The organism is Achromobacter marplatensis, assembly GCF_049060505.1.
Taxonomy (GTDB): domain Bacteria; phylum Pseudomonadota; class Gammaproteobacteria; order Burkholderiales; family Burkholderiaceae_B; genus Achromobacter; species Achromobacter marplatensis_A.
Window position 1 is genome coordinate 259,845 of the sequence record NZ_JBMGRB010000010.1, and the last position, 12,183, is coordinate 272,027.

Consider the following 12,183-nt stretch of genomic DNA (forward strand, 5'->3'; position numbering starts at 1 on the left):
AAGCATGCAAGAACACAAATATGTGGCGCTACTACAGCAGTTCTGTAGCGACTTGGGCGTGCAAGACGCCCAAAAAATGCTCGCAGAAGGCCAGTTTCAGGCCGACGGCGTGGACTTCGCATTCGTCCACGATGACATGACGACTCCCAACTACATGATGATATTTACCGACTTCGGCGACTTTCCCCGCCACGCTACGGCTTCGATCCTGGCGGATTTGTTGCGCACGAATCTCTATTTCTACGCCGGTGCGGGCAGCCCGACTTTTTCACTAGCGCCGGATACCGGTAGGGTGGTCCTGATGAGCACCGAATCGTTGGACGAGCTGACCGCGGGAAAACTTGCCCTTAGCGTCAAGTTTCTGGCCCAACAAGCTACCGAATGGCGAGAACGGGCGGCACAAACGGCTCCAGATACCCAGATGCAAACGCATCTTTATGAACGCGGTTGAGTCACTACGATGTGGTCGAAGCTCCAAAGCCTATCAAGCCGCGTTCACTCCATTGACGCCCAACGCAACCATCATGGATTACAGGACCAGAACAATAGTACTAACCAGGACATGGGGATTCCCTCGCTAGCCTGGGACCACCGTGCGCCCGAAAGCGCCACGCTAAGCATGGGCGCACCGACCGGCTATCTCGCATCCCTGGGTTCTTTGGTGTTGGGCACACTTAAAGGCGCCATAGAGGGAGGGATCTGCGTCGGCGGACAATCGCTGGGCGGCCTGATCCTGCACAGCCCCGACGCGGACAAGTTGAAATGGGTCGCGGGCGCTGTGCCGACTGTGGCCGGCTTGGGCGGGTGCATCTTACTTGGGCACAAATTCGGGGAGTACTTGGTCGAACAGCCTTGTATGAAAGGACTGCCGGAAAACAGGAAAGCAAACGTCAAGCATTTGTGCGGGGGCTTAGGCGGTGCGGCATTCGCAGCGACGCTTGCCATCTATAAGATCGGGCCGTCCAGCGTCGCAATGACATTTGGCGTGGCGAACATCACGTCAGTGATTGCCAATGAGGCATTCTCTGTTGTTATCGGACCGCTTATTCCGGGATTGCGAAGCGACAACAGATCGGGGGCAATCGTATTGGCCCACGCTATCACGGATGCCACTTTCGGCGGCGGCATGGCGCTTACAACCAATGTGCCAGCTAATGCGACGCCGTCGCCCCTGGTCCTGGTCACCGCCGGGGCGCTTAATGGATTGGTCGGAAAAATACTGGACGGAATAAGTGGCGCCAGGGAATGGGAACCATCCAGTCACCGTCATATCACGACTAAAAAAGGTTGGATGATGACCGCACAGAAATTTGCGGTCCAAGTCAGCACGAGCCTTGCGGTTAAGTTACTAGTGCCATTGAGCAAATTGATTCCCGGCGACACTGCTCAGAAGTGGATTAATCCGCCCCTCGGTGCGATAGTCTCGATCCCTAACTCCATTCGTCAGAGCCTGGCGAATTGCTTGCTGGTCAACTCGCCCTATGGCTTTTCAGCGCGACCGGCCAAGGGAGGAATTCTTGCGCCGCCAGCTCCACTGGCGGCACTCCTTAACGTGCAAAATCAAAATCCCAAATTTGTTCGCGCGTATCTGCTGTATGAAATTCAGCAACTCTTGATCGAGCTGGGAAAATCCCGGCTTGATGGTATCGATATTCACGTTCCGGGCGAGGGAGGGCTGCCCGCGTGCTCGACAATAGCGGAACGGGTACAAGCGGGCAAAGCGGGAAAGTCAACGTCCGTGCTGGGCGGCCTGAAGGAGGACCATCCTTGGTTGAGCCCAAGAGTCGAAACCCTATTGGGGCGGCTGCTCACTAAAGATGAAATTGAGACGTGGGCGGACAGGCTTGGTCGCAATCAGGGAACCGTCGAGCAGTTGTGCGGATGGCTGCGGCACCTTGCTGAAAATGTTCGCGATGCCGATGAACAGCATTTCGAAAGCACACCGAACGCAACGCGACAACATGAACGCGTCAGCAAAATGGCGCAGGCACATCTTGCGCATTTGCGAGATATGGGGAGTACCGTAGCCGACGATGAGGCCCGCATGACCTATGCCTCGCTATTGGAATTGGCACAGGAAGATCTGAGACAGGCCAGCCAATGGCACCCCGAAAGCAACGACCCAATAGCAGGCTCTATTCTCGAAAACCTGCAGAACACACCGCACGACCTGCGCAGATGGTTTAGCGAAGAACTGTTGGAGATGTTCGAAAAAGCAGATAGAAACAGGAATATCACCCTGCCGCCTGGAAATCAGCGTTTACCCAGTCACGTTGCACGTTTCGTGCCGAATCAGCGTTCCCTTTCTGAAGATGCCAGTCAACATCAGAGCGGTCAGACTCCTGTTGCCGACGGGATCGAATTGCAAACAATGAATGCCTGAGCGACTTAATCGTTCCGCTTCAGATTTGCCGGATTCAGGAACAAACCGCCCGACTGCGCCACCAACGGCGCATGAACCCAAACCTAGCCCTGCACCGCACGCCGCTTGATGCCGCCGCGTTCTCCCTGACCCAATTCGAATGGTTAGTGCAGCACCGCCAGCATGAAGCGGCGGGGCGCTTGTTGCTGGTGGGATTGCACCGGCTGGACGAGCGCTTCGGCATGCTTTCAGACGGACTGTCGGCCGAGTGGAAAGCGCACTTTCTGACTCGCTTGGCGGCGGCTTGCGGCACATTGTTCGCCGACCCTGGCTTTCAGATTACGCGCGATGGGTTTGTGCAATTCCTGGCACTGCAACGATGGCTGGCCGCCATCTTCGCCGCAACTCCTTTCCGCCATGCGGACCATGTAATCGCCTGCCTGACTCGCAGTGGCCCCGGGCAGGGGAACGGCCTGGCCTTGGAGCATGCCGAATTCCTAAAGTACTGCGTGCTGAGCTTTCCGGACTCTGAGCTTGCCACGCCGTTGGATCAACTGTGGTCTTACGACGCTAAAGCGACGGCAGGGCTGTGCCTGGCCCAATTGGGCGCGCGTCAATGCGTGACGCCTGCGGCCTATGCCCGCCGCGAAGTGATTTTGGAGTGGTTGCCCGGGAAGTTGGATGTTCTGCCCGATCTGGACGGCATTCCGCTGGCTGCGCTATACGACACCTACATGCATTGCAGCTACGGCACCCTGGCGAGCAAGCATGACATCAAGCGCGGCATCAACAAGCTATTGCGGCAGTCATTGGTGTCATCGGGCATTAGGGACGTCTGCACCCGTCCGCCACGCCGGGACAAGCCCCTGATGCTTGTCGTTCTGGAGGCGTTCTCGACCCCGCACTCAATGTACCGCACGCATGCGTCGACGTTGCGGGCTTCCCGATCGCAATTCCAGTTGCACGGCGTGGCCCTTGATGGCGTCACGGATCCGTCGGCGCGAGCCATCTTTGACCGCTTCACGGGTTTTAAGCCAGAGACGGCCGTCGCATCCGTAGCGGCGTTGGCACGACGGCTGCGGCCCGACGTGGTGTATTACCCCAGCATCGGCATGTCGCCGACGGCGATAGCGCTCAGCAATCTTCGATTGGCCCCCTTGCAGATCGCCGCAGCGGGCCATCCGGCGACGACGCATTCAGCGAACATCGACGCCATGCTTGTGGAAGAAGACACGTTGGGCGATCCCGATTGCTTCAGCGAACGCCTCGTGACGCTACCCAAGGATTGCCTGGTTCATGCGGCGCCTCCCGGATTCCGCGTCGTTCCAGAGTGCCGTCCACCGCGCGCGCAACCCGCGTCGGATCCCATCCAACACGTCGCCATTTGCGCGACGTCGTTAAAGCTCAACGCACGGTTCCTGGCGACCTGCCAACGGATCTCGATACGCGCCGTCAGGCCTGTGCAGTTCCATTTCTTCGTAGGGGACTGCATGGGAATCGCGCACGCAGCCTTGGAGCGCATGGTGACGGCCGTGCTACCCGGTGCCAAGGTGCACGAGAACCTGCCTTATGCGGACTATCTTGCCCGCGTGAGCGACTGTGACTTGTTCTTGAATCCCTTTCCCTACGGCAATACGAACAGCATCGTGGATACCGTCAGCCAGGGCTTGCCGGGCGTTTGCCTGGCGGGCCGCGAAGTCCACGAGCTGCTTGATGCCGCCTTGTTCCGGCGGCTGCAACTGCCGGAGTCGTTGATCGCGACAGATGTCGACCAGTACGAGCGCGCGGCGATCGAACTTATTGACGAGATCTCGATAAGGCAGGAGTTGAGCGAAGCGGTGCGCCAACGCAACGGCGCGGCGGCGCTTTTTCAAGGCAACCCCGAACAATTTGCCGTCATTGTGCGGCAACTGTTGCCCTGACCGCGCGCGCCGCAATAAACGCGCTGGGTGCAAAGCGGGAACCTATTCACAAATATGTGCACGCAGCGTGGTGTCCATCTCGTAATCAGCGTTATCCCATGCCGAGAATCTCGGCCCACTAAATCAGCGGCAAGCGCTCGGGGGAAATATGAAGAAGAAGTCTGTTGGCATCATGGCAGTGTGCGATAAACCGGCGGCGAAAATGCTACCGCGCAGGAACGCGTTGCATCAGTCAATTTTCACAGGTGCGTTCCTGGGCCTGGCGTTTTCGGCGAGTGCGCAGACATACGTGGAATATTACGACCCCGTCGAGCATGAGGATATCCGCACGTTCTTCGGAGCGTGGCCCTCTCCAGGAGGCGTATTAATAGAGGGCGACGATGCGCATGCATATTTTGACAACGCCGACCATGATGAGTTGGGCCTCAGCAAGAGATATACGATCAAGCAAGGGTTTATGGCCGACTCGGTTGAGCTAGCCAGCGGAGCGGCTACCGCACAATCCGGTCGGAATTCCGAATCCAACCATTACGTTTCTGCACGCGCACAAAGTGGCCGCATGACCGCCAATGTTGAAGGCAGCCTTCTAGTCAATGGGAATCTGTCAGTGAGAGTCGGTGATAAAGTGAGAGTCGATGATAGCGAGAGTAGCGGTCGCAAGAGTGGCGCTCAAATTTTCGGCGATCCCGACCCTGACGACATCGGCGCTACCCATGACGCGATCGCGATTGTGCAAAGCGCGACCCTTAACGTCCGGCAGGACCTGGGTGTAAGACAGGATCTGTTGATCGAAGCTACGCCTGCCTACGTCGCCCGCGCATGCTCAACGTCGGGGCGGGGCTGGCTTATGCGCGATAGCGCAGCCGTGACCGTAGGCGGAAATGCGCTAATTGGCGGAAACCTTTCCATGATCGGCCGTGATCTAGAGACGTGGGAGTCAGGCCGTACAGACATGGATGTCGTCCCCATCAGCCTCCGGTGGAGCGAAATCCGGCTGGACGTGGGAAAAGACTTGCACGTGTTGGGCGATGTCAACCTGACCGGAAGTACGGCGAACGCCAAAGACCGGTCCAACATCCAGGCCTACTGGTCAGCCAGGATGGCCGGCGCGATGGCCGTTCATGTTGGAGGAAACAGCACAGTAGAGGGGGCGCTGACGCTACAGGCGGGCGAAGCGAGGACCGAAAAATATACCGATGTGGGCAGTGTTCCCACGGCGAGCGCCCAATCGGTGCTGTATGAGGTCAATGGAGATCTGTCTGTCGGCCGCAACGTTACGCTGCAGGCCGGCGGCGCATTCGCGCAGGACGTACGGCACAGCTATCCCGGCATCGCTACCGGTGGCGATAGCCGGTTGCGGGTGGACGGCAACATGTTCAGTGGCGGAGCCGTGCGCGTGATTGCCGGACGGCATGAGTCTGGGTTCGAGAGCCGCGACAGCTCGGGAGGTGGGATTGCCACCGCCGGCGACGCGGCCCTGGCGGTCGGCGGCGTGCTCTATGTCACCCACCCTTTTGGCGTCTCCGTCGAAGGAGAAGCAGGCGGCACTTTGCAGAGCAATCAAGCGACAGCCGCCTTATTTGGCCGAGCCACCTTCGATGTCGGCGTGCTGCGAACGCCAGCCGCGCTTTTCTTCGATACGCATCGAGTAACGATCGGAACGCTAGCCATGATCGATACCAGCACGCAGCTTCATCTGGCTAACACGCAGCCCTACGACGACAGCAGGAATCAAGGCGTGTTGTTGGGGAATTTGATGTTCGGGGCGGGGAACACGCTAGCGATCACCGGCAATGGCGAGTTTACTTTCCGAGGCGACATCACGGTATTGGGGCCTAACGCAACCTATCGCGGCCCGGCCTTGAATGCCGACGGGAGAAAGCTTAGTTTCGCTTTGCCCGCGACAGCGATCAATGGCACGACCATGCTGCATACGACGTCGCCCATCAGCGTCCAAGACGCGACCGTGGCCTTGGGCGCGAACGATCCGTTGAAGTATTTGAAGGAGGGCGACACAATCACGCTGATTGATTCGACTACGGGCCGTGTGGCGAATCAGGGCGCCTATAAGCTGCAGCAAGGCGCATATCAGTACCGATTTAATTTGCAGAGCACCACCGATCTGACTGCTACCTTGATGGCGCCAGAGGGAGCACCGGCGCCGGGCAAGTCTGATCCCCCTGCCATTGGCGGGCCTGTCATTAATCCCCGATTCATTGATCCAGCCATCAGCACGCTTTATCGGCGCGCCATTGGCGCAGGTATCAACGCACTTGCCGATAGTGGCAGCGCGATCTCCGCCACTGATCTGCGTGGTCCGGATCGACGTGGTTTCTTCTTCAGCCCCGAAGTGGGGCGCACACATATCGATAATAGTGGCCTCACGCTAGAGCGGTCCAATTTCTTATTCGGTCATGCCATCGGCGGTGCAACGACAGCAGGCGATTACATCATCGCCCCCTTGATTGAAGCCGGGCATACCAACTACCGAGCCAGTACCTCAGTGGCGGGACGGACTTCGGACGGCCGCGGCAATCTGGACAACATTGGCGCAGGTCTACTCGCGCGTCACTGGTTTCACAACGGCGCATATGCCGAAGCTTCGGTGCGCGGCGGGCGCATTCGAGGCAGCTATTCAGACGGCGCCGAAAGCAGTGCCAACTACACAAGCCGCTCGGGGTATTGGGGCCTGCACGGCAAGGCGGGCTATGTCGGCACGCTGAGCGCAAACGCGCAACTGGACAGCTACGTGCGAGTGCAGTGGCAACGCATGGGGGGAGACTCGGTTCGAAACAAAGCAAGTGACGAACTTAGCTACGACGCGACTCAATTGCTACGCAGCCGAATCGGTACGCGCTATGTCTATGACGTGGGCGGCACCGCACGCGTGTACGCTGGCGCCGGCTGGCAATACGACACCAACAGCGACGTTCGCGCCCGGATCGATGGCGCGCCCTTGGCGAAGACCAACTTCAATGGGGGGACGGGCATTCTGGAAGCGGGGGTCCGTTGGGAACCGTCGCCGCTTTGGTCGGTTCGCCTGAACAGCCAGGGTCAATTCGGCGCCCGCCAGGGAGTGTCGGGCGAAGCTTACGTGTATCGACGCTTCTGAATGTTGGCGCCGGCGTCGTACCAGCCTTTGGACCGGTTCACGACGCGGACAACCAGCAGCATCACGGGGACCTCGATCAGCACGCCCACGACGGTCGCCAAGGCGGCCCCGGATTGAAATCCGAACAGGCTGATCGCGGCCGCGACGGAAAGCTCGAAGAAGTTGGACGCCCCGATCAATGCCGACGGACACGCGACGTTGTGTTTTTCTCCGACACAACGATTCAGCCAGTACGCCAGGCCAGAGTTGAAGACCACCTGGATCAAAATTGGGACGGCCAGCATGGCGATGACCAACGGCTGAGCGATGATGGCTTCGCCCTGGAACGCGAACAGCAGCACAAGGGTGAGCAGCAGCGCCGCCATGGAGTATGGTCCGATCCGCGTCAATGCCGCCTCAAACGCCGCTTGGCCGCGCCGCATCAGCGCGCGGCGCCAGAGTTGTGCAAGGATCACCGGAATCACGATATACAGCCCGACCGACACAAGCAGCGTACCCCACGGCACGGTGATGGCCGACAAGCCCAGCAGCAGGCCGACGATAGGGGCGAACGCGAATACCATGATCGTGTCGTTCAGCGCCACTTGCGACAGCGTAAAGACGGGATCGCCGCCGGTCAGCCGGCTCCACACGAACACCATCGCCGTGCAGGGGGCCGCGGCCAGAAGAATCAGGCCCGCGATATAGCTATCCAACTGATCGGCCGGCAACCACGGCGAGAACACCTGGCGAATGAACAGCCAGCCCAAAAACGCCATGGAGAAGGGTTTGACGGCCCAGTTGATGAATAGCGTGACGCCGATGCCGCGCCAATGCCGCTTGATCTGGTCCATCGCCCCGAAATCGACCTTGAGCAACATCGGGATGATCATCACCCAGATCAACAGGCCGACCGGTAGATTGACTTGCGCCACTTCCAGACGCCCGATGGCCTGAAACAGCGTAGGCAGGGACTGGCCGAGCGCGACGCCAAGCACGATACAAAGAAATACCCAAAGCGTCAGGTAGCGTTCGAAGACGCTCATCCCACCACGTTCCCGCCGGCTGGGCACGGCATGCGTCTGGACCGCCATGGCGATTTACTCCTGCGCCTTGCCGATACTGCGCAACTCGGCCTGGAGCGACATCGCGTCCAGGCGTTCAAGAGGCAAAGAGAGAAACAACTCGATGCGCCGCTTGAGCGCGCGCGCCGCGTCATGGAACGCCTTGCGGCGTGATTCCTCGGTTCCTTCGTGGGCCGCGGGGTCGGGGATACCCCAGTGCGCCGTCATGGGATGGCCCGGCCAAAGGGGGCAGACTTCACCGGCTGCGTTGTCGCAGACCGTGATGATGAAGTCCATTTTCGGCGCACCCGTCACCGCGAACTCGTCCCAACTTTTGCTGCGGTAGCCCTCGGAAGGCAACGAATAAGCGCTTAGCGTGTCAAGCGCCAGCGGATGGACCTCGCCCTTGGGCGTGCTGCCCGCGGAATAGGCTTGGAATCGGCCGCCGCCCAGTCCGTTGAGCAGCCCTTCGGCCAATATCGAGCGGGCGGAATTACCGGTGCAAAGGAATAGCACGTTGAAAGGCAGTTGTGGCATGGGTGTAGTCTTGGGTTTCAGCAAGTCGTGCAAGCGCTGGAGTCGGACACCTCGCAGGAGGCGCCCTGGCAGCAATGTTCCGTCAGATAGCCGAGCAACCCGTTCATCTGGGAGAAGTCGGCGCGATAGATCAGGTTCCGTCCTTGTTGCTCGACGCTGACCAGCCCGGCGTGCGACAGCTCCTTCAAATGGAAGGACAACGTGTTGCGCGCAACGCCCAACTGGTCCGCCAACGTGCTGGGCGTCAGCCCGGGCAGGCCCGCCACAACCAACGCACGGAAGGCCCTTAAACGCTGAGGGTGGGCAAGGGCACCTAGCGCCAAGATGATCTGATCTTCGTTCATGGTTCGATCATACAACGATTGTTGAATTAATGAGAATAAAAATGCGCGACCCAAGGTAGCGTCGCGCAAACGCGTCGAATGCTAAGCGTGCAGCGACTGGATGCCAAGCCAGCCATTCAGCCCCACGTATACGCCCACCGCGATGATCAACAAGCTGGAAAAGTAGGGCGCGCGATGGGCAACCGTCGAGAACCAGCTGTACCGCTTTGTCGCATGGCGAACGCTCAACGCCGCAACGGCGCCGACCGTGACTAGCGTGATGGCCAAACCGATGGAAAAACACAGCACCAAGACCGCGCCCAAGGTGAATTCCTTGAGTTGCAGGCACAGCAGCAGCACGGTGATGGCGGCAGGGCAGGGAATGAGTCCGCCCGTCAGTCCAAACAGCGCGATCTGCCAGTTGGTGACGTTCTTGTCCGCAAAGCGACGCCGGATGTCGTTCGCGTGCGCCAATTGGTGAGCGTCTTGATAGCCGTCTCCTGACACGTTCAATCCGCGAAGCTCCTCGTGATCGTGATCGTGGTCATGGTCGTGACCGTGATCATGGTCATGGTCATGGTGGTGCGCGCCGTTCACGTGCTGTTCGCGCCAGGTGCGCCAGAACATCCAGGCGGCAATCAGCACGATGATCAGCCCGGATGCCAACTGAAAGTAGGGCTCCAGCCCTTCGGCGTCCACCCCCTGCCACAAGTACATCCCGCCAAGCCCGATCCCCCACACGATCAAGGTGTGCGAGATCGTTGCGGTGATTCCCAGCAGCACGGCTTGGCCAACGGTTCCTCGAATCGCAACGATGAAGGCCGCCATCATCGTTTTGGAATGCCCGGGTTCAAGTCCGTGCAACGCGCCTAGAAGGATGGCGCTTGGAATGAACAGCCACGCGTGCGCGGCTCCTTGCGCCAGGAGATCGGAAAAGGAAAGCATGGTGTTCCTGCTAGAGGTACTTCGTGATTTCTTTGAATTCGTCGATGGTGCGTCGACGCGCGTCGTTGAGTTCGCCCACCGCATCTTCCAGGCAGTGGTCGATGTGGTCCTGAATCAGGATTTTCTTGGCCTGTGATATCGCCTTTTCAACCGCGTGCAGCTGCTGCGCAAGATCCAGGCAGGAACGGTGCTCTTCCATCATCTGAAGGATGCTCCGCAAGTGGCCTTCGGCGCGCTTCAGACGCTTGGCAACGGCGTCATGGTGGTGGTGCGGATTGGCTGTCGTCATGCCTGGATCATATCCCCCCTGGGGGGATATGATCCGAAAAACCTTGGTTCCGACCAGGATTTCCCTGATCCCTGCATTGAGAAGCAGGCGATAGATATAACCAGGGGGTTGTAGCGGCCCGCTCATTAAAAGCGTACCGTGCGAGCCGAGGAGGCGGCCAGGAATCCGGCGCTTCTCGAGCGTTCGGCTGGCCAGGGCCGAACTGATAGGCGTTTTGGACGGCTGGGTGGCCAGCTTCGCCAAGAGGACGGGAAATGAATACTCGAACGCAGGAAGGCGTAGACCCGCCCCGGGAGCCGGGCCAGGTTCCGTTGGACGCGCCACAGGCTGTGAGCTTTCGTCAGGCGCTGTGGTTCTGGCTGAAACTGGGGTTCATCAGCTTTGGCGGACCCGCCGGGCAAATCGCCATCATGCACACCGAACTGGTGGAACGGCGGCGCTGGATCAGTGAGCGACGATTCCTGCATGCGCTGAACTACTGCATGCTGCTGCCGGGGCCGGAAGCCCAGCAGCTGGCGACCTATATCGGGTGGCTATTCCATCGGACCCGGGGCGCGTTGGTGGCAGGGGGGCTGTTCGTGCTTCCCTCGCTGTGCATCCTGATCGGCTTGTCGTGGGTGTACATCGCCTGGGGCGACGTTCCCGCCATTGCCGGCCTGTTCTACGGGATCAAGCCCGCCGTCACGGCCATCGTCCTGCACGCGGCGCATCGGATCGGCTCGCGCGCGCTGAAGAATCCGGTTCTTTGGTGTATCGCGGCGGCGGCTTTCGTGGCGATCTTCGCGTTGAACGCGCCATTCCCGCTGATCGTCGCTCTTGCTGCATTGGTCGGTTTTGTCGGCGGGAAGTATTGGCCGGCGTATTTCCAGACGGGCGTGCGACACGGCTCCGGCGCTCAAGGCTTCGGTCCGGCATTGATTGACGACGATACGCCCACACCGGACCACGCCAGATTCCGCTGGCCTCGATTCGTGGCCATCCTGGGAATAGGGGGCTTGCTGTGGGCGGTACCCATGGCGTTGTTAACAGGCGAGTACGGCTGGCAGGGCGCGTACACGCAGATGGGATGGTTTTTCACGAAAGCCGCGTTCTTGACTTTCGGCGGCGCCTACGCGGTGCTGCCGTACATCTATCAGGGCGCCGTGGACACCTATGCGTGGCTTACGCCAATCCAGATGATCGACGGTTTGGCACTGGGCGAGACCACACCGGGGCCGCTCATCATGGTGGTCGCCTTCGTGGGCTTCGTCGGAGGATACGCCAACGCGCTTTTGGGCCCGGAGCTTCTGTTCCTGGCCGGGGCGCTGGCCGCGTTGATCGTGACGTGGTTCACCTTTTTGCCTTCGTTCCTGTTCATTCTGGCTGGCGGCCCGCTGGTCGAGGCAACAAAGGAAGACCTGAAATTCACGGCGCCACTGACGGCAATCACCGCAGCGGTGGTTGGCGTCATCCTCAATCTGGCGGTGTTCTTTGGCTATCACGTCCTATGGCCGGACGGCTTGGCAGGCAGGTTCGACCTTGGCTCTGCGGCGATCGCGCTGGGCGCCGCCGTGGCGCTGTTCAAGTTCAAGCGCGGCGTTATCGAAGTCATTGCGGCGTGCGCCGTCATCGGCCTGGTCGTGAAGCTGGTCCTATAGGGGAAAACGCGAC

10 protein-coding genes are annotated in these 12,183 nt (G+C 59.7%); 5 read left to right on the forward strand and 5 right to left on the reverse strand.

Going from position 1 to position 12,183, the window contains the following annotated elements; all coding sequences use genetic code 11:
• Nucleotides 1-4: 4 nt before the first annotated feature.
• From ACI0FO_RS24000 to ACI0FO_RS24015, 4 genes are all read left to right on the forward strand, one after another.
• The gene (locus tag ACI0FO_RS24000) at nucleotides 5-451 is read left to right on the forward strand and encodes a CesT family type III secretion system chaperone (protein WP_416030805.1); all 447 of its coding nucleotides are present in this window, start codon (nucleotides 5-7) and stop codon (nucleotides 449-451) included.
• A gap of 9 nt (nucleotides 452-460) precedes the next feature.
• Nucleotides 461-2,383, forward strand: coding sequence for a hypothetical protein (locus ACI0FO_RS24005; RefSeq protein ID WP_416030807.1), 1,923 nt, complete (start codon nucleotides 461-463; stop codon nucleotides 2,381-2,383).
• 71 nt (nucleotides 2,384-2,454) lie between these two features.
• The gene (locus ACI0FO_RS24010) at nucleotides 2,455-4,284 is read left to right on the forward strand and encodes a hypothetical protein (protein ID WP_416030809.1); all 1,830 of its coding nucleotides are present in this window, start codon (nucleotides 2,455-2,457) and stop codon (nucleotides 4,282-4,284) included.
• A 148-nt stretch (nucleotides 4,285-4,432) separates the two neighbouring features.
• Nucleotides 4,433-7,396 carry an autotransporter outer membrane beta-barrel domain-containing protein gene (locus ACI0FO_RS24015; protein ID WP_416030811.1) on the forward strand — a complete coding sequence of 988 codons (2,964 nt, stop codon included), beginning with the start codon at nucleotides 4,433-4,435 and terminating at the stop codon, nucleotides 7,394-7,396.
• Here ACI0FO_RS24015 and arsB read toward each other — a convergent pair.
• The 5 genes from arsB to ACI0FO_RS24040 all read right to left on the reverse strand — a co-directional run bounded on the left by arsB (nucleotide 7,375) and on the right by ACI0FO_RS24040 (nucleotide 10,533).
• Nucleotides 7,375-8,469, reverse strand: a complete 1,095-nt coding sequence (gene arsB, locus ACI0FO_RS24020) for an ACR3 family arsenite efflux transporter (RefSeq protein WP_416030813.1) — start codon at nucleotides 8,467-8,469, stop codon at nucleotides 7,375-7,377. The two genes, ACI0FO_RS24015 and arsB, sit on opposite strands and share 22 nt — an antisense overlap.
• A 6-nt stretch (nucleotides 8,470-8,475) precedes the next feature.
• Nucleotides 8,476-8,976, reverse strand: coding sequence for an arsenate reductase ArsC (locus ACI0FO_RS24025; protein ID WP_416030815.1), 501 nt, complete (start codon nucleotides 8,974-8,976; stop codon nucleotides 8,476-8,478).
• A gap of 17 nt (nucleotides 8,977-8,993) precedes the next feature.
• Nucleotides 8,994-9,320, reverse strand: a complete 327-nt coding sequence (locus tag ACI0FO_RS24030) for an ArsR/SmtB family transcription factor (protein ID WP_416030817.1) — start codon at nucleotides 9,318-9,320, stop codon at nucleotides 8,994-8,996.
• 81 nt (nucleotides 9,321-9,401) lie between these two features.
• On the reverse strand, nucleotides 9,402-10,244 hold the full coding sequence (locus ACI0FO_RS24035; RefSeq protein WP_416030819.1) for a nickel/cobalt efflux transporter: 843 nt from the start codon (nucleotides 10,242-10,244) through the stop codon (nucleotides 9,402-9,404).
• Nucleotides 10,245-10,254: 10 nt separating this feature from the next.
• Nucleotides 10,255-10,533, reverse strand: a complete 279-nt coding sequence (locus ACI0FO_RS24040) for a metal-sensing transcriptional repressor (protein ID WP_416030932.1) — start codon at nucleotides 10,531-10,533, stop codon at nucleotides 10,255-10,257.
• Nucleotides 10,534-10,787: 254 nt separating this feature from the next.
• Between ACI0FO_RS24040 and chrA the strand changes: the two genes are divergently transcribed.
• Entirely contained in the window at nucleotides 10,788-12,170 is a 1,383-nt protein-coding gene (chrA, locus tag ACI0FO_RS24045; RefSeq protein WP_416030820.1) for a chromate efflux transporter, read from the forward strand.
• Nucleotides 12,171-12,183 lie beyond the last annotated feature (13 nt).

Excerpts from the sequence above, each read along its gene's own strand:
- ACI0FO_RS24005 (WP_416030807.1), top strand. The coding sequence starts at position 461 with ATGTGGTCGAAGCTCCAAAGCCTATCAAGCCGCGTTCACTCCATTGAC.
- ACI0FO_RS24010 (WP_416030809.1), top strand. The coding sequence starts at position 2,455 with ATGAACCCAAACCTAGCCCTGCACCGCACGCCGCTTGATGCCGCCGCG.
- ACI0FO_RS24015 (WP_416030811.1), top strand. The coding sequence starts at position 4,433 with ATGAAGAAGAAGTCTGTTGGCATCATGGCAGTGTGCGATAAACCGGCG.
- ACI0FO_RS24030 (WP_416030817.1), bottom strand. The coding sequence starts at position 9,320 with ATGAACGAAGATCAGATCATCTTGGCGCTAGGTGCCCTTGCCCACCCT.
- ACI0FO_RS24035 (WP_416030819.1), bottom strand. The coding sequence starts at position 10,244 with ATGCTTTCCTTTTCCGATCTCCTGGCGCAAGGAGCCGCGCACGCGTGG.
- ACI0FO_RS24025 (WP_416030815.1), bottom strand. The coding sequence starts at position 8,976 with ATGCCACAACTGCCTTTCAACGTGCTATTCCTTTGCACCGGTAATTCC.
- arsB (WP_416030813.1), bottom strand. The coding sequence starts at position 8,469 with ATGGCGGTCCAGACGCATGCCGTGCCCAGCCGGCGGGAACGTGGTGGG.
- ACI0FO_RS24000 (WP_416030805.1), top strand. The coding sequence starts at position 5 with ATGCAAGAACACAAATATGTGGCGCTACTACAGCAGTTCTGTAGCGAC.
- ACI0FO_RS24040 (WP_416030932.1), bottom strand. The coding sequence starts at position 10,533 with ATGACGACAGCCAATCCGCACCACCACCATGACGCCGTTGCCAAGCGT.
- chrA (WP_416030820.1), top strand. The coding sequence starts at position 10,788 with ATGAATACTCGAACGCAGGAAGGCGTAGACCCGCCCCGGGAGCCGGGC.